At 33.6% G+C, this 21382-nt stretch carries 19 protein-coding genes; 6 read left to right on the top strand and 13 right to left on the bottom strand.

The window, feature by feature from the left end; translation table 11 throughout:
• Window positions 1-91 precede the first annotated feature (91 nt).
• A complete protein-coding gene (locus M0Q20_RS00860; protein ID WP_295057742.1) occupies window positions 92-1327 on the top strand; it encodes a CCA tRNA nucleotidyltransferase in 1236 nt (411 codons plus the stop codon).
• Here the strand turns inward: M0Q20_RS00860 and queF are convergent.
• The 5 genes from queF to dnaA all read right to left on the bottom strand — a co-directional run bounded on the left by queF (window position 1316) and on the right by dnaA (window position 8129).
• Window positions 1316-1693, bottom strand: coding sequence for a preQ(1) synthase (queF, locus tag M0Q20_RS00855; protein ID WP_295057740.1), 378 nt, complete (start codon window positions 1691-1693; stop codon window positions 1316-1318). The genes M0Q20_RS00860 and queF overlap by 12 nt on opposite strands.
• Before the next feature lie 16 nt (window positions 1694-1709).
• The gene (locus M0Q20_RS00850; protein WP_295057737.1) at window positions 1710-3113 is read right to left on the bottom strand and encodes a GGDEF domain-containing protein; all 1404 of its coding nucleotides are present in this window, start codon (window positions 3111-3113) and stop codon (window positions 1710-1712) included.
• 14 nt (window positions 3114-3127) lie between these two features.
• Entirely contained in the window at window positions 3128-5437 is a 2310-nt protein-coding gene (gene gyrB / locus M0Q20_RS00845; RefSeq protein ID WP_295057734.1) for a DNA topoisomerase (ATP-hydrolyzing) subunit B, read from the bottom strand.
• Between the two features lie 158 nt (window positions 5438-5595).
• Window positions 5596-6663, bottom strand: coding sequence for a DNA polymerase III subunit beta (gene dnaN / locus M0Q20_RS00840; RefSeq protein WP_295057730.1), 1068 nt, complete (start codon window positions 6661-6663; stop codon window positions 5596-5598).
• A 158-nt stretch (window positions 6664-6821) separates the two neighbouring features.
• A complete protein-coding gene (gene dnaA / locus M0Q20_RS00835; RefSeq protein ID WP_295057728.1) occupies window positions 6822-8129 on the bottom strand; it encodes a chromosomal replication initiator protein DnaA in 1308 nt (435 codons plus the stop codon).
• Window positions 8130-8295: 166 nt separating this feature from the next.
• On the opposite strand from dnaA, the gene ruvC reads away from it, so the two are divergent.
• The 4 genes from ruvC (at window position 8296) to blaOXA (ending at window position 10951) form a co-directional block, all read left to right on the top strand.
• On the top strand, window positions 8296-8772 hold the full coding sequence (ruvC, locus tag M0Q20_RS00830) for a crossover junction endodeoxyribonuclease RuvC (protein ID WP_295057725.1): 477 nt from the start codon (window positions 8296-8298) through the stop codon (window positions 8770-8772).
• A gap of 79 nt (window positions 8773-8851) precedes the next feature.
• Window positions 8852-9817, top strand: a complete 966-nt coding sequence (locus M0Q20_RS00825) for a PAS domain-containing protein (RefSeq protein ID WP_295057722.1) — start codon at window positions 8852-8854, stop codon at window positions 9815-9817.
• Window positions 9818-9845: 28 nt separating this feature from the next.
• Window positions 9846-10160, top strand: a complete 315-nt coding sequence (locus M0Q20_RS00820; protein ID WP_295057719.1) for a pyrimidine/purine nucleoside phosphorylase — start codon at window positions 9846-9848, stop codon at window positions 10158-10160.
• Window positions 10139-10951 carry a class D beta-lactamase gene (blaOXA, locus tag M0Q20_RS00815; protein WP_295057716.1) on the top strand — a complete coding sequence of 271 codons (813 nt, stop codon included), beginning with the start codon at window positions 10139-10141 and terminating at the stop codon, window positions 10949-10951. Before M0Q20_RS00820 ends, blaOXA begins: the two co-directional genes overlap by 22 nt.
• Window positions 10952-10981: 30 nt before the next feature.
• On the opposite strand, the gene M0Q20_RS00810 is transcribed toward blaOXA, so the two are convergent.
• The 6 genes from M0Q20_RS00810 to purB form a co-directional block, all read right to left on the bottom strand.
• Entirely contained in the window at window positions 10982-12262 is a 1281-nt protein-coding gene (locus tag M0Q20_RS00810; RefSeq protein ID WP_295057713.1) for a citrate synthase, read from the bottom strand.
• 32 nt (window positions 12263-12294) lie between these two features.
• Window positions 12295-12717 (bottom strand): thioredoxin TrxC, encoded by a 423-nt coding sequence (trxC, locus tag M0Q20_RS00805; RefSeq protein WP_295057710.1) that lies wholly within the window; start codon window positions 12715-12717, stop codon window positions 12295-12297.
• Window positions 12718-12732: 15 nt separating this feature from the next.
• Window positions 12733-14118, bottom strand: a complete 1386-nt coding sequence (locus tag M0Q20_RS00800) for a Do family serine endopeptidase (RefSeq protein ID WP_295057707.1) — start codon at window positions 14116-14118, stop codon at window positions 12733-12735.
• 74 nt (window positions 14119-14192) lie between these two features.
• Window positions 14193-14558, bottom strand: coding sequence for a hypothetical protein (locus M0Q20_RS00795; protein ID WP_295057705.1), 366 nt, complete (start codon window positions 14556-14558; stop codon window positions 14193-14195).
• 1 nt (window position 14559) lies between these two features.
• The gene (locus tag M0Q20_RS00790; protein ID WP_295057966.1) at window positions 14560-16923 is read right to left on the bottom strand and encodes a ribonucleoside-diphosphate reductase subunit alpha; all 2364 of its coding nucleotides are present in this window, start codon (window positions 16921-16923) and stop codon (window positions 14560-14562) included.
• Between the two features lie 87 nt (window positions 16924-17010).
• Window positions 17011-18342, bottom strand: coding sequence for an adenylosuccinate lyase (gene purB, locus M0Q20_RS00785; RefSeq protein ID WP_295057702.1), 1332 nt, complete (start codon window positions 18340-18342; stop codon window positions 17011-17013).
• A gap of 101 nt (window positions 18343-18443) precedes the next feature.
• Here purB and M0Q20_RS00780 point away from each other — a divergent pair, with 101 nt between their 5' ends.
• Window positions 18444-19373, top strand: coding sequence for an RluA family pseudouridine synthase (locus M0Q20_RS00780; RefSeq protein WP_295057699.1), 930 nt, complete (start codon window positions 18444-18446; stop codon window positions 19371-19373).
• 427 nt (window positions 19374-19800) lie between these two features.
• Here M0Q20_RS00780 and M0Q20_RS00775 read toward each other — a convergent pair whose 3' ends face one another.
• Together M0Q20_RS00775 and rlmN are read right to left on the bottom strand one after the other, a co-directional pair.
• Window positions 19801-20040 (bottom strand): hypothetical protein, encoded by a 240-nt coding sequence (locus tag M0Q20_RS00775; RefSeq protein ID WP_295057697.1) that lies wholly within the window; start codon window positions 20038-20040, stop codon window positions 19801-19803.
• Between the two features lie 208 nt (window positions 20041-20248).
• Window positions 20249-21361 (bottom strand): 23S rRNA (adenine(2503)-C(2))-methyltransferase RlmN, encoded by a 1113-nt coding sequence (rlmN, locus tag M0Q20_RS00770; protein WP_295057964.1) that lies wholly within the window; start codon window positions 21359-21361, stop codon window positions 20249-20251.
• Window positions 21362-21382 lie beyond the last annotated feature (21 nt).

Genomic DNA, 21382 nt, shown 5'->3' with positions numbered 1-21382 from the left:
GCGATTGTACCTAAAATAATGTTATATAAACGTAAAAGTAGTGTTATAATATCTTTAAAATGCACTTAAATGGACAATTTTTAGGATTTGTATGATTAATTATCCAGATAAATTAAACATTATATTTAAAAAACTAAGTGATAACGGTATAAAACCTATAATTGTAGGTGGTTTTATTAGGGATTCTTTAGTTGGTATTGAGTCTAAAGATATTGATATTGAAGTTTACGGAATTTCATCTTTTTTAGAGTTGCAAACTATATTAAAAGAGTTTGGCAATGTCAATATTGTTGGAAAAAGCTTTGGTGTTTGTAAGTTATACTTTGAGGATTATGATTTAGACTTCTCATTTCCAAGAGTTGATAATAAGGTAAAAGCCGGGCACCGTGGATTTGATATAACTATAGATACAACCCTTGATTTTAAAGCAGCCTCATCAAGAAGAGATTTTACGATGAACTCTATAGGTTATGATATTATAGAGAGAAAAATATTAGATCCTTTTGATGGACTAAATGACTTTAAAAACAGAATATTAAGAGCTGTCGATTTGCAAAGTTTTGGGCAGGACCCTCTTAGAGTTTTAAGAGCGGTTGGGTTTGCCACAAGATTTGAGCTTAAAATAGAAAAGGCTCTTTTTTCTACATGTAGAGATATGGTTTTAAAGGGTATGTTAGAAGAACTTCCAAAAGAGAGAATATTTGAGGAGATTAAAAAACTTCTTCTATACGCAAAAAAGCCATCTCGCGGATTTGAGCTTTTAAAAGAGTTTAAAAGCAGTATATATAGCAAAAATTTATATGTTATAGATGAAATAGCAAAACAACTAACAACTAACACTCAAACAAACCTTGTTTTGATGTTATCGGGTCTGTGTTATGATTTTACACAAAATCAGACTCAAAATTTTATAAAAATGTTAACTAATGAAAAAGAGCTCCTAAAGAGGTCTGCTTTGTTAGTTGATAAACATAACGAGATAGATAAAATAGAGAGTGAAGGATTGAGCAATTACCGACTCTACAAGCTTGCTACTGAAGTAAACATAGGTGAACTTATTATTTTAAAAAGTGCCATATATCTTACAAAAAATAGTACAAAAGCTCTTAAGTCTCTTAAAGAGATAAAAAAAAGAGCAAAAGAGTTAAATATACTGGGTAAACAACTCCCTGCTATTTTAATGGGAAGAGATCTTTTAGAGTTTGGACTTAAACCCTCACCTCTATTTTCTGAGATTTTAAATAACGCCTACGAAGCGCAAATGCGTGAAGAATTTAACGACCACTCTAGTGCCGTTGTTTGGCTTGAAAATTATCTAAACTCTTGAGCTGTCAATCTCTATAACGGTATGAACATTTCCTCTGGGATTATAGTCAGCCACTATTTTCATATATTTTGGTTTTAGTTTTTGCTCTAAGATATTATATATCTCATTTGCACTATTTTCATGAGAGATGTGTCTATCTCTAAATGAGTTTATGTAGAGTTTTATAGCCTTTAACTCAACTACCCACTCATCTGGTGTATACTCTAAATATATAGTCGCATAATCAGGATATCCGCTTCTAGGACATAGACATGAAAACTCCGGAAGTGTCATCTTTATAAGATAGTCTCTTTTATGCTCATTTGGCCAAATTTCCAAATCTTTCTCTACATCAAACTCATTAATAATTTTTTCACCATACTTCATAATTAACTCCAATTTTTTAATTTTTTTCTAACGGTGCTAAATATCTGCCTTGCAGATAATCAACTTTTAACTCTTTTGCTAAATTATTACTATCTTTATTCTCAATCATTTTTAACCAACTCTTAACACCTTTTTCATGAGCCATAACATTAAAACCTTCTATTATATTTTTATACTCTCTTTCATTATTATCCCTCGTATAATAGGAATCGATTCTAACTATGTCGATATTTAATTCTCGCAGATATAAAAAACTAGTATGTAAAGAGCCTAACCTATCAATAGCTATTATTACTCCAATATCTCTTAACTGTTGTAAAATTGTATTAAATTTATCCAAATTTGGATAATATTCACTCTCATTAATAATTAATATAACTCTATTTTTTATAGACTCATTTTTTGCAAAAATCTCTTTTATTTTTGATAAAAAAGTAAAGTTTCTAATTGATGTAGTTGAAATTTGTACGGCAAATTTATCCTCTTTAGATTTACTGCACATCTTAACTATTTCTTCTAAAACTATTAAGTCATAATCAACCATTAATCTCAATTTATCTAAAATTTTCATATAATTTTTCTGATGAAGCAATCTGCCATCTTCTCTACCTAATTTAATAAAACACTCTTTAAAAACTTTTAACTCATTTTCAAAAACAGCTTGCGTGAAAATTACTAAATTTCTTCTTTTAATGGCATTTATAACACTATACTCAAGTTCATTTGGATTTATATTTTCATCACTACTATCTGCTATTAATTTATGATTTTTATTTTTACTTTGTAGTTCAAAAAGATTTTCTATAAGATAATCAATATCTTTTGAAAATAGTGTATCATTTATAGCACCGGAAATTTGCACTTCTATATCACTAACCTTAAAATCTTCACTCTTTAGATGCATCAACTCAATTGCTGTTTTATATTGACTCTTATCTCCATTGAGTCCAATTACAAAATCTCCACCTTTAATACGCCCTATTGGAAAATTATATATATCTTTTGATTTTAAATAGTTGGCTATCCATGATATTGTTTCACAAAGTACTTTATCACCGTTTTTTATGCCATAGCGGCTGTTTATTTCATATAAATTATCAACACTTATGAGTAGAAGTGTGTACTCTTTAGACGCTTTTATCTCTTTTTTTAAATAATCATATATATACTCTCTTGTAAAAACTTTTGATACATTATCAGTTATTTTTGTATCAAAACCTTTATAGATAAGATAAAAAATAAAGTATATACTAAAGACTAAAATCAGTATCGATTCAATATAAAATGAGGTGCTTAAAGTCTCTTGACTTGTAGTAAATGTGTGAAAAATAAGAGCAACGACAAGAGCAAAAATCGGAAGCACCATTCTAAGTGCTAACCTAAAACGGTACTCTCTCTCTTTAATCTCTGGAAGTAGCATCTGTTATCAAGATATTAAACATCTAAATGTTTAACATCTTTTGCATGTGTTTGAATATAGTTACGGCGAGGTTCAACTTCATCACCCATAAATAGAGTAAATGTATCGCTTGCTAGCTCTGCATCTTCAATTGTAACTTGGAGTAAAATTCTATTTTCAGGTGTCATTGTCGTCTCCCAAAGCTGATTTGGATTCATCTCTCCAAGACCTTTATAACGTTGTATATATGCACCTTTTTTAGCATATTCTATAATATCGTTTAGTACTTTTAAAATATCTTCTTTACAATCCAAATTCCAATCTTTTATCTTTTCATATACATAACTTGCTTCACAAAAGTGCGGTGCAGCAAAAAGATCATCATTTATTAGTAGTTCTTCCATTCCACCTTTTGTCTGAACAAAAATATGAATTGAATCCTCAGTAACTGTTTTTGTAAGAATATTATTTCCATTCTCAACTAAAAATTCTTCAACTTTTTTATACATACTTGCTGTATCAAGACCTATCAAGTCAGGATTTTCTATAAAATGACGTATTAAATCTACTAAAGCATATCTTCTCTTTAGAGCTTCAAGTGAACCTCTGTAGTGATCAACCATTTTAAAGTATGATACTAAATCATTATGTCCAATATCTTGCATATCTAATGACTCTACACCATTATCTATAAGAAAGTCATTCATTTGACGATCATCTTTGAAATATATCTCTTTTTTACCTTTTTTATAACGATAAAGCGGTGGTTGTGCTAAGTAGAGATAACCGTTTTCAATAACACTTCTAAAGTGACGGAAGAAAAATGTTAAAAGCAGAGTCTGAATGTGTGAACCATCAACGTCTGCATCGGTCATAATAATAATTTTATGATAACGAAGTTTATCTTCGTTATACTCATCACCAATACCACAACCCATTGCGGTAATCATATTTGTAATCTCTTCAGATTTTAAAATTTTATCTAGTCTTGCTTTTTCAACATTTAAAATCTTACCTTTAAGTGGTAAGATTGCTTGATAAACTCTATCACGACCCATTTTAGCCGAGCCGCCTGCAGAGTCTCCCTCCACCAGATAAAGTTCACATATAGATGCATCTTTACTTTGACAATCGGCAAGTTTACCGGGAAGTGTTCCAACACTCATAGAATCTTTTCTACGAGTAAGTTCACGAGCTTTTTTAGCAGCTTCACGTCCACGTGCAGCCATTAGTGATTTTGAAACTATTGCTTTTGCTTCTATTGGATTCTCTTCAAAATATTTACTTAATATCTCATAAGTAGATTTTTGAATTAACGGTCTTACATAGGTATTTCCAAGTTTACCTTTTGTCTGTCCCTCAAATTGTGGTTCAGGAACACGAGCTGATATAATAGCAATTAAACCTTCACCGGTATCATCACCGCTAATTTTTATATCTTTCTCTTTTGCTGCACCGTTTTGAGAGTTATATGTTGATATAACACGGGTCAAAGCTGCACGAAAACCTGCTTCATGAGTACCGCCGTTTGGAGTACGTATATTATTGACAAAAGATGCTACTTTCTCTTCATAAGAGTCATTATACATCAGTGCAATATCAAACTCTATATCTTCTATTTTACCGGAGAAGGAGTATGCTTGAGCTATTATAGTTTTTTTGTTTAAGTCTTGAACATACTGCTCTATACCACCTTCAAAATGGTAAGTTTGTGAAACATTAGTTCTCTCATCATTAAAAATTATTGTTATAAATGGATTTAAATATGCTAACTCTTTAAATCTTCTAGCTAAATACTCATACTCAAAAGATACAACTTCCGTAAAAATACTAGGATCTGGTGCAAACTCTATTGTAGTTCCGGTTTTGCGAGTTTTTCCTGTAACTGAAAGTAACTCTTGAGGTATACCTTTTTTAAAATTTTGCTCATAGATTTTTCCATCTCTATTAATAGTCATCTTTAACTCTGAAGAGAGAGCGTTTACAACAGATACACCAACACCATGCAGACCACCGGAAACTTTATAAGTATCCTTATCAAATTTACCTCCGGCATGAAGTACAGTTAATACAACAGTTGCAGCACTTATTCCTTCAGTTGGATGGATATCAGTAGGAATACCGCGTCCATTATCAGATACTCTACATGTACCGTTTTTTGTAAGAGTTATGTTGATTGTATCGCAGTGACCTGCCATAGCCTCATCAATTGAGTTATCAATAACCTCATAAACTAAATGATGTAAACCTCTATGACTAGTATCACCAATATACATACCAGGTCGTTTACGAACTGCTTCTAATCCTTTTAGGATTTTAATATTACTAGCGCCGTAATTTTCCATTTAATACTCCATTATAACTTTGTTACATAATTAGGGATATTCTATCTAATTTATTCTAAAAATAAGTTTTATAAGCTTATAAGCGCGGATTTTAATCTTTTAGAGGATAGTTGATATATTTCATTTATAATTAAAAATTATTATAAATGAAATATTTCTTATATAACAATAGGCATGACAACTGTTTTAAAGTTACCTTCACTTAATACAAAAGGTAGATTGCCTTCATTTAAACCGATATCAAATTCTGAACTATTTATGCTATTTAAAAAGTCTAAGAGATATCTGCTGTTAATTGCAATGACAAAAGGTGATGAGAAGCCTGTTTCATGGCTTATTTCTGTCTTAGCTTCAATATTATCATCACTAAGTGATTCAAATGTTATAGTGTTATCTAAAAAAGTTATCTTTACATCACTAGAGATAGTAGTAATCTGTTTGATAGATTCTATCATGATGGCTTTTGGAAGAGTTAATGTTTTTGAGATCTCTTTTGGGATAATTCTTGAATATTCCGGAAATTTTCCATTGATAAGTTTTGTAAAAAAAGTATACTGCTCAGAGTGTATTATTAAATTAGTCTCATCGTAGTAGAGTTCAATATTATCAAAAAATAGTTTTTGAATCTCTATTATCGCTTTTTTTGGAATAATTATAGATAGTTGATCGCTGTTTTTATTCTCTATGTTAACTACTGCTAATCTTCTCGTATCTGTTGATGCAAAATTAATACTATCTTCTTTTATATCAATAAGAGCACCGTTTAATTCAAATTTAGGATTATTTATATCTATAGAAGGAGTTATCTTTTTAAGAGACTCTATAAGAGAGTGTGAATTTATCATTATACGAGGTTTTTGTTCATAGGCAGGAAATGAAGGAAATTCACTATAAGAAAATGTTGGTAATTTAAAATTAGAGTGTGATTGAGAGATATAAAGAGTATCATTTTTTACTTCTAGATTAATATCTCCATCTTTTAAAATTCTGACAATATCTAAGAGTTTTTTACCATTAGCCGTAACTGTTCCGTTACCGATAATGTTTACTTTATCAGTTGAGACTAAAAGACCTATCTCATAATCTGTAGCTTTAATGCTTAATTTTGAATTTGAAACATCTATTAAAAGGTGGGATGTTATTTGTGAAGTATCTTTTTTTTCTAAAAAAGGTTGAGTATGAACCAAGATATTTTCAATAATAGATTTTTGTATTGTTATCTTCATCTGAATTCCTATTTATTTTATAAAATTATAGTATTAGTAGTAGGAGGGGGTGATAATGTGAATATCCCCAATTAACTCCTATCTTAAGAGCTCTTTAGATGTTTAAAACCGATAGTGTTTCTTTCACATCTGTTCACTTAAGTAATTATATCTTTTTTTTAAGAAGAAGATGTAATTTTGTTTGTTAATTCCTCAATTTTGACTTTAAAGTCTTCATCATTTTGGATTAATTCATTTATTTTTTTAAGTGTATGACTTATAGCCGTATGATCTTTCATGCCAAAGTATTGAGCGAGTTGAGGCATGGTATTGTGTGTTAAATCACGACATAGATAAATAGCAATTCTTCTTGCATAAACTAAGTTTTTACTTCTACTTTTTGAGCGAATTTCACTTGGTTTTATATTTAAATCTTTTGCAACGCTTTGAGTAATAATATCTAGAGTTAGATTAGCACGGTTTTCTTGAAGCTGATCTTTTAAAACACTTTTTGTAAATTGTAAATCAATATCTACATGCATAAGTTGTGAGTAGGCATGTAGTTTTGATAAAATACCCTCTATTTCACGAACATTGCTCTCAATAACAGTTGCAATATAATTGATAATATCTTTAGAAAGAACAACTCTATTTATTTTACACTTATTCTCTATAATGGCTATTTTAGTCTCAAGTTCAGGTGGTTGAATATCAGCAACGAGACCATGTTCAAAACGGCTTTGAAGTCTTTTTTCTAATCCTGCTATCTTTTTAGGGTGTTTATCTGCCGTTAATATTATCTGTTTACCGACACCTTTAAGAGCTTCAAAGGTGTGAAAAAATTCCTCTTGAATCCCCTCTTTATTGCTTAAAAACTGGATATCATCAATAAGGAGAACATCACATTTACGGTACTTCTCTTGAAATCTCTCCATAGTTTTATTTCTTACATGACGTATAAAGTCATTTAAAAATTGTTCAACTGTGGTATATATAACAATTTTTCCCTGATTTTGAAAAATATTTCCTGCTGCTTGCATAAGGTGAGTTTTTCCAAGTCCGACTCCACCGTGAATAAAGAGAGGATTATAAAGAATTCCTGCTTTTTCACTAACACTCTTAACTGCAGCATACGCAAACTGGTTAGAACCTCCAACCATAAAATTTTCAAAAGTGTGTGATGGATTTAATAGTGATAGTTGATGTTTTTGCTCTTTTTTTTGTTCTGCTTTTTTAGATTCAATCTGATTTTTTAGTAAAATTTTAACATCTACTTTAGATGAGTAGTGTACTTCAAATAGGTGTTTTATTTTTGCGCTGTATCTGTTTTTTATCCAGTTTAAAACCAGAGAGTTAGGGGCATAAAAAATGGCAGCTGCATTTGTTGATTTTTTCATATCGTAAATTAGATGTTTTATATATCGGTTATACTCAATCTCCGGTATTTCATCTTTTAACAGAAGTAAAATTTTTTGACCTATATTCACAACTCTTCCTCTAAATGTATAATATTTGTGAATAATAGCAACAGTTGCCATAAATAGAGTTAAAATCATGTGAATAACAGATTTGTGAACTATGTGAATAAGAAATATATGAGTAGATTAAAATTGTTAATATATAATGTGTAAATATTAAAGCAATAGGGTGAAGATGACAATTTTAGGAATAGACCCAGGTACTAGAAAAATGGGTTATGCTCTTGTATCTTTAGATAAAGGTAAAATCTCATTAATTGAAGCAGGGCTTATTAAAATAAAAGCCGAAGAGTTGCAGTTTCAGATTCCACAAATGGTTGAAGCTTTTGAAAATATATTTAAAAATCATAAAATAGATGAAGTTGCAATCGAAGATATTTTTTATGCCCATAATCCTAAAACGACTATAAAATTAGCGCAGTTTCGAGGGGCAATTATGCTTATGCTTCTACAACAGTTTGGACAATTTAACGAATATACGGCACTTCAAGTTAAAAAAGCACTTACCGGAAACGGTAAAGCTACGAAAGAGCAAGTCGCTTTTATGGCAAAGAGACTTTTAAATGTAAAAAAAGAGATAAAACCGCTTGATATAACAGATGCTATTGCCGTTGCAATAACACACTCACAAAGAGTTAAATTTAAACTTTAACAAAATTTCTCTTGTTATATATCAAAGAGTAAAAATTTTAAAGCAGTATAATTTTGTTATTAAATTATTAAGGAAAATTATGAATACATTTACAAATTTACCCGAGGGTCATCCGGCAAGAGTCTATTTAGAAGAAAATATGTTAATGAGAGGACTCATCTCAAGTATTAATAGTATAGATATAGTAGAAAATTTTGAAGAGTTCCAAGAGAAATTTAAAAAACTTTGTCTTGTTGAGAAACATTTTGCAAGAAAAGAGAATCAGCTTTTTCCATATTTGGAAAAGTACGGTTGGACAAGCCCAAGTCAAAATATGTGGGCATTTCATGATGATATAAGAGCGGAGATAAAAACTGCAAGAGCTCTAGTAGAAGAGAAAAATATGCCTGCACTGATGCAGCAGTTGCAGGTAGTTTTTGGAAATTTAGAACATATCATGCAGGTTGAAGAGGGAAGACTTCTGCCAAATGCTTTAAATATGCTTGATGAAGATGATTGGAAAGAGATGAGAGCGGGGGATGAAGAGATTGGCTGGATGTTTGATGAAGCACCTATTGCCTATCCTCCACATGTAGAAGGCGAATATATTCACCCTTCACAAGATAAACAAAAACGTAAACTACCTTTTTCACTTGAAAACAGAATCAAGCTAGATGAAGGTTACATGTTACCTGAGCAGATAAACTGGCTTTTAAAATTTATGCCTGTTGATATAACATATGTAGATGAGAATGATGTTGTTATATTTTATAACCGCGGGGATGATAGAGTATTTCCAAGAAGTGCAGGGATTATAGGTCGTGAGGTAAAATTCTGCCATCCTCCCAAGAGTGTTGATCAAGTTTTGATGATTTTACGAGAGTTTAAAGCCGGTCGTAGAGATGAGGCTGAGTTTTGGATAACATTTAAAGGTAAATTTGTACATATTCGTTATTTTGCTATTAGGGATGATGAAGGCAACTATAAAGGTGTTATAGAAGTCTCCCAAGATGTTACTCATATCAGGGGGTTAGAGGGTCAGCAAAGACTCTTGGATTGGGAATAGAGTATAATTTTTAAAAAAAGGAAAATTGATGTCAAAATTTGAAAATGTTACAGTTATAAAAAAAGCAAATATTTATGATAATGGAAAAGTTACAAGCAGAACAGTTGAGTTTGCAGATGGTACAAGAAAAACTCTTGGAATCATGATGCCGGGTAAATATACTTTTAACACTGTAGAGGCTGAAATTATGGAGATGATGGTTGGAGAGTTAGATATTAGACTTCCGGGTGAAGATTGGAAAACACTAAAGACACCTGAGAGCTTCAATGTTCCTGCAAACTCATCATTTGATTTAAAAATCAGAACTGTTACTGACTACTGTTGTTCGTATATAAAAAATTAGCATATATTTTATATGCTTTTTTAGTTCTATTTGTTATCCAGCCAAATTTACTGTTTGGTGTAGATGAAAATTCAGATTTTGATTTGAATTTTCAAAAAGCCGATGTCCAAGGTACTTTTGTTCTTTATGATGTTGAGCAGAATAAGTTTGAGATATATAATAATGCCAGGTCGATAAAAAGATACAGTCCCGCATCTACTTTCAAGATTACAAACTCACTAATTGGTTTGGCTACAGGTACTCTAAAGGATGTAGAAGAGCTTGTACCTTATATCGGTCCAGATAACCCGTTTATTCCAGAGTGGAAGCGTGATATGGGCTTAAGAGAGGCAATTAAACTCTTCAATGTACCAATTTATCAAGAGTTAGCACGACGAATCGGCTTAAAACAAATGAAACAGCATATAGTTTTACTTAATTATGGAAATGAAAATATAGGGGAACATATTGATCGTTTTTGGTTGGATGGCACACTTCAAATCAGTGCTCTTGAACAAGTCCTATTTTTAACAAAACTAGCGCAAAAAATATTGCCATATTCAGATAAAACTCAACAAAGTATACATGATATTCTTCTTCTTGAGCAGAAAAAAGATTTAAGGCTTTACGGTAAAACAGGTTGGCAAAATGCACCAAATGAGGGCATTGGATGGTTTGTGGGGTGGTTGGAAAAATCTAATAAATTATATATTTTTGCATTAAATATTGATATTAAGAGTAGTTTAGACGCTAAAAAGCGTGTGGAGTTAAGCAGAGCATGTTTGGTTTCTGCAGGTTTACTTTTAAATTAGCCATCATGTTTTATTGAGTTATCCAGAGTCTTAATACTCTGGAGTTCTCTCTTTAGGACCTCTGTATAGCTGTCTAGGTCTTGCGATTTTTACCGTTTCTTGCTGGTTTAATTCGCTCCATTGTGCAATCCATCCCGGCGTTCTTCCTATAACAAAGATAACAGCAAACATCTCTTTTGGAATTTTGAGTGCTTGAAGAATTAAGCCTGAATAAAAGTCTATATTCGGATAGAGGTTGCGGCTTATAAAATAGTCGTCACTTAGTGCTATCTGCTCTATTTTATTTGCAACTTCAACAAGTTCACTGCTTATACCAAGCTCACTCATAAGTTCGTTACGAATATTTTTAAGGATTGTGGCGCGCGGGTCAAAGTTTTTATAGACACGGTGTCCAAATCCCATTAGCCTAAACGGGTCATTTTTATCTTTTGCGCGTGCTATAAACTCATCTACCTTATCAACACTTCCAATCATCTCTAACTGGCGAATAACGCTCTCGTTTGCTCCGCCATGACTTCTTCCCCAAAGAGCGCCTATTCCTGCGCTAATAGCGGCATAGGGGTGAGCATTTGTAGAGGCTAGATTTCTAACGGCAGTAGTTGAAGCGTTTTGTTCATGGTCAGCATGGAGAGTAAAGATAGTATCAAGAGCTTTTATCTCAATAGGCTTGAGTTCTATATAATCATGAGGATAAGATCTTAACATATATAGGAAATTTTCGGTAAAACCTCTCTCTATATCGGGATAAATTATAGGTAATCCGTTTGAGTATCTATATGAGAAGGCTGCTAAAGTAGGAATTTTTGCGACTATTCTATTTGCCATTTCGCTGTACTCTTCTTCACCTTTTACATTTAAGTGACCAAAATAAAATGTAGAAAGAGCAGAGACTCCTGCAGAGAGGATAGCCATAGGGTGTGCGTCATCAGGAAAAGAGTCAAAGAGTTTTTTTATTCCTTCATGTACAAATGAGCGTTTTTTCATCTCTAGTGCAAAGTTATTTAACTCAAGTTCGCTAGGAAGCTCACCATTTATAAGAAGATAAGCAGTATCTAAAAAAGTTTTCTCTTTTGCAAGATATGCTATATCATAGCCCCTGTACATAAGTTTTCCCTCTTCGCCGTCAATATAAGTTATGTCGGATTTACATGAGGCTGTAGAGGTGTACCCCTCATCATAGGTAAACATCTTAGTCTCTTTATAGAGAGTTGAGATGTCGATTACCGATGGACCTACTGTAGCGTCTAATATAGGAAATTCATAACTTTTACCGTTGCGATTGTCTGTTAGTGTTACTGTATCTTTACTCATAATATCCCCCTTTTTTCTCTTTGACAATTATACTATATAAATTGTGCAACCATTTTATTTAAAGAGGCTTCATCTAAAGCACCGGAGACTCTATGAACTTCTTTGCCATCTTTAAATACCACTAAAGTCGGAATACTTCTGATTCCAAATCTAGCTCCTAGAGCTTGTTCATTTTCAGTATTTACTTTTGTGAAGAGTGCCTTTAGAGGGAAACTTTCTGCGCTTTTTTGAAAAGTTGGAGCCATCATCTTACATGGACCGCACCACGGCGCCCAAAAATCTACTATAACTGCAATATCGCTATTGACTACTACCTCATCAAAATCAGCGTTTGTCAACTCAATAGGCTTAGTATCTAGAAGTGAACCTTTGCACTTTCCGCAGTTTGCTTTTTTGTACGACTCTTTTTGTGGTACATTGTTTACACTTTTACAGTGTGGACATATAACTCTCATGATTGACTCCTTTTGTTATAAGACAATAGCATATATGCCGCCTCTTTTATAGATAAAAAATCTTTTTTTCTCTTGTGTTGCAGTTGCTTTTATAAACTCATCTAGAGTATTTATTTCACTATTTTCAATTTGAATAATAATATCGCCGCTTCTTACTCCCAAGCTAAAAGCTTCGCTATTTTGATCTACTTCCGTGACAAGAACACCGTTAATTGTAATGTTAAAACGCTGTTTATGTGTTGAGTCTACTTGAACAAGCTTCATTCCTTTATATTTAAACTCGCCGCTTACTATTTTATTATCTAGAGTAGAGAGAGCTACATTTACAATATCTATTTTTTTCTCTCTTAAGAACTTTATATTAACTACTCTTCCTGGAGCGTAAGAACCTATTGTATTTTTAAGTTCACTTGCACTCTCAATTTTTTTACCGTTTACAGAGATGATTAAATCGCCTCTCTTTAATCCCGCTTCTGCTGCAGGAGAGTTCTCTTCTACTCCTGTTATAAGTGCACCGTAGTTCTCATCATAAAAGCTACTCATATCTTCACTTACGTCTGCTATGGTAACTCCAAGGTATGCGCGGGTAAATTTACCGCTATCTATCAAGCTTGTTGCTATTGATGTTACCATGTTTGAAGGGATTGCAAAGCCGATACCGACATTTCCGCCCGATTTTGAGATAATAGCCGAGTTTATTCCAATAAGATGTCCGGCAGAGTTTATAAGTGCACCGCCTGAATTACCTGGGTTTATTGAGGCGTCTGTCTGTATAAAATCCTCATACTCTACTATTCCAACACCGCTTCTGCCTGTTGCAGAGACTATTCCTTGTGTTATTGTCTCGCCGACTCCAAAAGGATTTCCAAGAGCAAAAACTATATCGCCTACTTTTACTCTATCTGAGTCATAAAAAGTTACTGCATTTAAGTTTTTTGCATCAATTTTAATGACAGCTAAATCACTCTTCTCATCTTTTCCTATGAGCTTTGCCTCATACTCTTTTTTATCTCCTGCCAAATTAACAATAATCTCATCAGCTCCGTCGATTACATGGTTGTTGGTAACTATATATCCATCTTTTGAGACAATGACGCCTGAGCCTAACGACTTTTGTATTCTCTCTTGGGGGATATCCCCGTAACCTTTGAAAAATTCTCTGAAAAATGGGTCGTTAAAGAATGGGTTTGCACTGTAGAGATTCCCTTTTATCTCCTTTTTTATAGAGATATTTACAATACTTGTTCTTACATTTTCTAAAATGTTGTTGTAGGAGAGTATCTGATTTTGTGTGCTTGGAAAACTTCTTTCCAAATTTTTAGGTGCATATTTAAAATCAACACTATCTTTGGCATAGATAAGTGTAAGTGCTAGAGTAAATAGTATCAAGAGCTTTTTCATGATTAAATTCCTTCAATTTTTTATAATTGATAAAATTTTATAACTAAATTGTTTATGAAGAGCTAACGAAGACTTTAAAATTGACCCTCTAGGTATTTTATGGAGTCGGCTTTTATATAACATACCGAGTCTGTTATGTTAGAGAAACTACTGTAGCTGCCTACCCCAAAACCAAATTGGTTATCTTCAGATATTAGTGTTATACCTTCATCCATATCTAAATGTTGGAGTTTTGAGCTCTTGGGCAGTTGTGCATCACTAATATTGCTAAACTCCATATTAACTGTTATCCAGTCAAATCCTCTTGCGGAATCTTGCGTAGCTAGAGTAATTTTAAGAGCTGTAGGAGAGATAATCTCTATAGATCTAAACTCTGAGTCTATAAAGCTATTAAATCTCTTTAAAAAGCCCTCTATATCTTTTTTAAGCAGGGGTTTCATTTTATTGACAACCTACACACTCCATACTTCTGTCTTCAACGTCACTTGCCATCTCAGGAGACTGAGAACGAAGATAGTAAGTAGATTTTAGACCAAGCCTCCAAGCTAGCATATAAATCTCATTTAGATATTTCCCGCTTGCTTTATCAAGCGTTATAAATATATTTAGACTCTGACCTTGATCTAGCCATTTTTGACGAATTGCGGCTGCTTTGATTAGAATCGTCTGATTTAAGTCATATGCAGGAGTATAGTATGCCCATGTCTCTGGCGAAAGCTCCGGAACTACAATAGGAATAAGTCCAGATAGATTCTCTTCATACCACTTTCGTTTAAAAACCGGCTCTATAGCTTGAGTTGTTCCGGTTAAAATAGAGATGGAGCTAGTAGGTGCTACAGCCATTAAATAACCGTTTCGCATACCCTGTTTTTTAACTTTTGCGCGAAGCTCTTCCCACTCATAAGATGATGCGAAGAGTCCACCGCGATCAACGAGATTTTTAACTTCAGGGTTTGCATGGTCCATTGGCATTATACCTCTGCTCCACTTTGAGCCTTCATATTCTGGGTATGAACCTTTTTCAAGAGAAATATCACTAGATGCAGAGATAGCGTTGAAACTAACAGCTTCCATTATCTCATCTATCTTATCAAAGTGCTCCTGTGATCCCCAAGTTATAGCCTTTTGTGCAAGCATTTGTGCTTCACCCATAACACCAAGACCTATTGCACGGGTTTTCATGTTAGTGCGTTTTACTTTCTCAAGCGGATAGAAGTTAAGATCTATTACATTATCAAGTGCACGAATAGCAATCGGTACAACTCTATCAATATCTTCTTTCGTATTTATACGGGAGAGGTTAACAGAGGCGAGATTACAAACTGCCGTGTCGCCATCTATCTTCTCTTTTTCAACCATGAAGATTTCTCGCCCGTTTATTGAATCAAGAGCGGTAACTTTTTTGGCAGGTTTTATTAATCCGCTGTCAACCTTTATCATCTCCTCTTCTTCATAACTAACGCTATCGCCGTTTTCAAAAATGAATTTTATTTTATAGTGATTAGGATTTGTGTTTTGAAAAATCTCTGTACAGAGATTAGAACTTCTGATTATTCCGGTGTGGCTATTAGGGTTTGCACGATTAGCGTTATCTTTAAAGCATAAAAATGGACTACCGCTTTCAAAATATGATGTTAATATTTTTTTCCAAAGATCTTTAGCTTTTACTCTCTCTTTTATTACGCTCTCGTCGCTTTCAAACTCCTTATATTTTTTGTTAAACTCTTCGCCGTAGAGCGTTGATAGCTCACTACAGTCATAAGGGTCAAAAAGCGTCCATATTTCATCTTCTTGAACTCTCTGCATAAAGAGGTCATTTATCCAAAGTGCAGGAAAAAGGTCATGAGCACGGCGACGCTCCTCGCCTGAGTTTTTCTTTAGATCTAAAAAGTCGTTTACGTCAATATGCCAAGGCTCCATATAAACGGCTATAGCACCTTTTCTAGTTCCTAGCTGATCAACTGCGACTGCTATATCGTTTGTGATTTTTAGAAAAGGAATAGTTCCGCCTGCCGCATTCTTGTGCCCATCTATGAATGAGCCCATTGAGCGAACGTTACTCCAGTCCCAACCTATTCCTCCGCCAAATTTTGAAAGAAGTGCCATCTCTTTATATGAGTCAAAAATTCCTTCTATGTTATCAGGAGTTGAACCGATATAGCATGAGCTAAGTTGGTGTCTAGGTGTTCTTGCATTTGATAGAGTAGGAGTTGCGAGCATAACTTCAAACTTTGAAACCATGTTATAAAACTTTATAGCCCACTCCTCTTTGTTCTCTTCTCTTTGAGCTAAAAACATTGCTATTGCCATAAACATATGTTGAGGAAGCTCTATGGGATTGCCCTTTTTATCTTTTATCAAATATCTGTCGTAAAGTGTTTTTATTCCAAGGTAGTTAAACTGCATATCACGTTCGGGCTTTATATGTTTCTCTAACTCATCAAGGTTATACATCTCTTTTAGACCCAGAAGAATTTTCCCCTCTTTTTCACATCTCTCAAAGTACTCTTTTAGAGATGAGTAGCCTGTATATCCGTTTACTTGATGATATAAATTAAATAAAAATAGCCTTGAAGCGACAAATGTCCAGTTTGGAGCATCTATGTCTATCTTATCAACTGCTGTTTTTATAAGGGTTTGCTGAATCTCTTTTGATGTTATACCATCACGAAATTGAATCTGTGCATCGACTTCTAGTTCACTTTGAGATACATTATCTAAATCTTTAACAGCCGCTGAAGTGTACTTTTGAATCTTAGTTATGTCCAGCGTTTCTGTTCTGCCGTTTCTTTTTATTATAGTTATCATTCACTTTCCTAGATTGTTCATGTAGTTTGATATTCATTTTAAATCTCTATTTGCGCTAAAGGAATATTAGCACAATTATGTCATTTATTTTCTAAAAACTCTCTCAAAAATCTTATCTACATTTTTAGTATAGTAGTCGTAGTTAAAACATTCACGTATAGCTTCTTCATTTAGCGAACTTCTTAACTCCTCATCTGCTAAGAGGTGATTTAGATAAAGAGATTCACCCTTTTCATTTATAGTAGGTTTACCTTGCTGTATCTCTTCCCAAACCTTCATTGCATTTCTTTGAACAATTTTATAAGCATCTTCACGGCTTACACCTTTAAGCGGAAGCTCTAAAAGTACTCTTTGAGAAAAAACAAGTCCACCAGTTAGGTTTAGATTTTTCATCATGTTCTCAGGATAAATAGTTAAGTTGGCTATAACGTTATTCATTCGGTGAAGCATAAAATCACTTGTTATAAAACTATCGGGCAGCCAAAATCTCTCAGTTGAGGAGTGGCTAATATCTCTCTCATGCCAAAGAGCTACATTTTCCATTGCTGGTGTTGCGTAGGCTCTTATCATTCTAGCTAGTCCCGTTATATTTTCTGTTAGTATAGGGTTTCGTTTGTGTGGCATTGCAGATGAGCCTTTCTGCCCTTTAGCAAAATACTCTTCACACTCATACACTTCTGTTCTTTGCCAGTGACGAACTTGAACGGCAAACTTCTCAATAGAGCTTGCCATAAGAGCAAGTGCCGTTGCAAGTCTTGCATAACGGTCGCGTTGTATAACTTGGTTTGATGCAGGTGCAGGCTTAAGCCCTAACTCTTTACATGTATACTCCTCAAGCTCTAGGGGTGCATGTGCAAAGTTGCCCATCGCTCCGCTAACTTGCCCAACGCTTATAACATCAAGTGTTTGTTCAAGATTCTCTAAATGTCTTGCCATCTCATCATACCATACAGCTAACACGAGACCGAATGTTATAGGCTCTCCATGTATTCCGTGGCTTCTTCCTACCATAAGAGTCATCTTATGCTCATGCGCTCTTTTTTTGATAGACTCCATAATCATCTTAACATCTTCTATGATTAACTCTAAAGAGCTTTTAATCTGAAGCGCTACTGCGGTATCAACAGTATCAGAACTTGTCATGCCGTAGTGAAACCATCTACTCTCTTCGCCAAGTGTTTCAGATACGCTGGTAGTAAATGCGATAAGGTCATGACGGGTTACAGCTTCAATCTCATCTATTCTCTTAATATCAAAGCCTGCATTTTTAATGATTTTATCAGCATCTTCTTGTGGAATCTTTCCAAGTTTAGCCCATGCTTTTACAACAGCTTTTTCAACATCAAGCCAAGCCTGATATTTTGCCTGCATTGTCCACTTGGAACTCATCTCTTCTCTTGCGTATCTTTCGATCATATTTATTGCCCTTATGATTATTATCTTATGTTTTTGTGCTAAAATTCGCACAATTAATAGTGCTTTATTTTACAAAGTTTAGACTTACAAAGGATTAAAATTTGCCGTTTGTTTTAAAAAAATTGTTTGTTAAAGAGAAGCAGAGAGCTTTTATTTTTCTTATCAAGGAACTTGGCTATACGCAAAGAGAGGCTCAAAGTTTTATAGCTAGAGGCCGCTTGCGAGTAAACGGCGAAATTGTAAACGTATCCTCTAGAGAGATAGAGGGTGAAGTAGAGTTTATTGCTTTTGAACCGCTCACAAAAGGTTTAAAAGCTCATGCTGAATATGAGAGGTTTGTTTTATTTGATAAGCCAAGCGGAATGCTTATTCATCCTCAAAATAGATATACACCCTACTCTCTTATAGATGAGCTAAAAGCTCAATATGGAAAAGATGCAAATATAACTCACAGAATAGATCAAGAGACAAGCGGACTTGTGTTATGCGCAAAAGATAAGAGAAGTGAAATTGATTTGAAAATGATGTTTCAAGAGCGTAAGATAAAGAAGAGGTATCTGGCTATGGTTCATGGGGAGCTAAAAGATGAGCTAAAGATAGAGGAGCCGTTGCTTAGATATGATGATAAAAAGAGTGCACTTGTAAGAATGGTAGTTAAAGTTGATGAGAGCGGAAAGAGCTCCTTGACATATGTAAAACCTTTGAAATATTTTTCTGATTTAAATACTACCTTAGTTGAGTGCTCTCCTCATACAGGAAGACAACATCAGATAAGAGTACATATGTTTCATGTGAAACATCCTATAGTCGGTGATCCAATTTATGGACAGAGGGAAGCAGACGTAGTAAAGTATCTAGATAAAGAGCTAGATTCCAAAATAAGAGTAGGTTTAAGTGGCGCAAGAAGATTGCTTTTACATGCCAATGAGTTAGAGTTCGAGCTTTATGGCGTTAAATATAGAATAAAAAGCAGTATTGATTTTGAGAAGGTTTGCATAAAGAGCATGAGTAGCAAATCGCTCCATATATAGCTACTACTCCTAGAAAATGGAGCGAAATTAAAATCTATGTGAATAGTTCTGTGTAATATTCAAAGACATTTCATATAATTATATAACAAATTTTTCTAAAATTGTTAAATTTCCCTAAAATAGGGAGTTTGAGCGCTATATAAAAATTTGCATTTCAGCAAATATTTATATAAAATTATTCTTAATTTATAGAGAAATTTTCAAATTCTTTTGAATTAACCGCTCTACTATTCACACATTAGAACAATGTGTGAATAGTACACAAATAGATGAAATAAAGAATAATTTTTTTAGAATAATTTCTTTTTAAGAGATAAATTGAGTTTTTTTATGAGTTATTTATATATGTAAGGTATCATTATGCTTATAAACGACCTCCCTGGTGTGTTGGTCGTTTTGTATAGAGATGTTGTTGATATTTTTATTCTTAAACAGCATTATATCTTTTAATTATTTTCTTAACACGATTCTTTAAATTACGCAGAGCTTCAACACTTGTCTCTCCATCAGCAGTCAAATTTTCAAAACCATCATCAAACTGTGCTTTTGCTATCCAGCCTATTTTTTTGTGAAATTTTATCCCGACAAACACTATACCACCAAAGTGATCTTCACAAAGTTGATAAATTCTTTTTATCCTATCCGCGTTTGTTTTTTTATAGCTCATTTTTGACTCCTTAAATTAAATAGCAGTTAGAATAATAGCATTATTAGCTCTTTTAAGTAAATGGGCTACTTTTAAAAGCCTCTCTTTGTTTGCAAAATATTCGTTTTCTAAAGAAGCTAGCGCTTTGTGGAAACTATAATGAAGCTGACTATTGCAACTACAAAAGCAATAGATAAAAATACAATTTGAAAAATTTCTACATAACCCATTATGCTTCGCCCTCTATCTTCCCGCTCAGGTGGTCTCTCTCTTTAGCCTTGCTAAATTCACCTTGTTCTTTTAGTTGTCCGCAGGCTGCACTTATATCTATGCCCTTAGAGTCACGTATAGTACAGAGCAGACCATGATTTACCAAATACTCCTGAAAAGCAAGCATATCCTCTTTTAATGGTCTCTCATACGGGGTACCGGGATATGGATTGAAATAGATTAAGTTCACTTTTGCTTTAATCCCCGATAGAAGCTTGATAAGTTTCTTTGCCGAGCCAATATCATCATTTTTATTTTTTATAACTAAGTACTCAAACATAACTCTTTTTCTTGTATCTATAGGAAAGCGTTTAACAGCCTCTATGATGGAAGCTATATTATGGGCTTTATTCATAGGTATTAGCTCACTTCTAAGCTTATCATCAACTGCATGAAGGGATATGGCAATATGAACGCCCAAATCCATCTCTCCTAGCCTATCTATCTTGTTACTAAGACCGCTTGTAGAGACAGTTTGACGTTTACCTGATATAGATAGTCCATCCTCTTCTTTAAATATCTCTATAGCGCGTGAGAGATTATCAAGATTATCAAGCGGCTCACCCATGCCCATATAGACTATATTTATCATTCTGTTGTGTTTATGTTCATTATCTCTTTTTAGTGCTACAACCTGCCCTACAATCTCGCCAACGCTTAAATCTCTACTAAAGCCGCCTTTTGCAGTTAAACAAAACGAACACCCGACTTTACACCCTACTTGAGTTGAAACACAGATTGTGTACTTTGCTTCTTGAATAACTTCGCCGCTATCATTAAGCTGAGCATCTTTCATCTTTAACCAAACTGCTTCTACTGTTTTAGAGTCTTGAAGCTCAAATAGATACTTTATAGTCCCATCACTTGAATACTCTTTATTTACTATTTTAAGAGGGTTTAGAACAAATTTTTTGGCTAATTCATCCTTGAGTGCTTTTGGGATGTTTTTCATATCCTCATAGCTATCAGCATAGTTATGATAGAGCCATCCAAAAATCTGCTTAGCCCTAAATTGTGGTTTAACAATCTCTTGTAACTCTTTTAGTCTAAAATCAAGCAGAGAAGGCTTCATCTTTTTGTAAGCTCCTTGACT

This window comes from Sulfurimonas sp. (assembly GCF_023229025.1).
In the GTDB taxonomy this organism is placed as follows: Bacteria; Campylobacterota; Campylobacteria; order Campylobacterales; family Sulfurimonadaceae; genus Sulfurimonas.
Note: the sequence above shows the minus strand (reverse complement) of the source record. Positions and strands in the feature narration are given on the sequence as shown.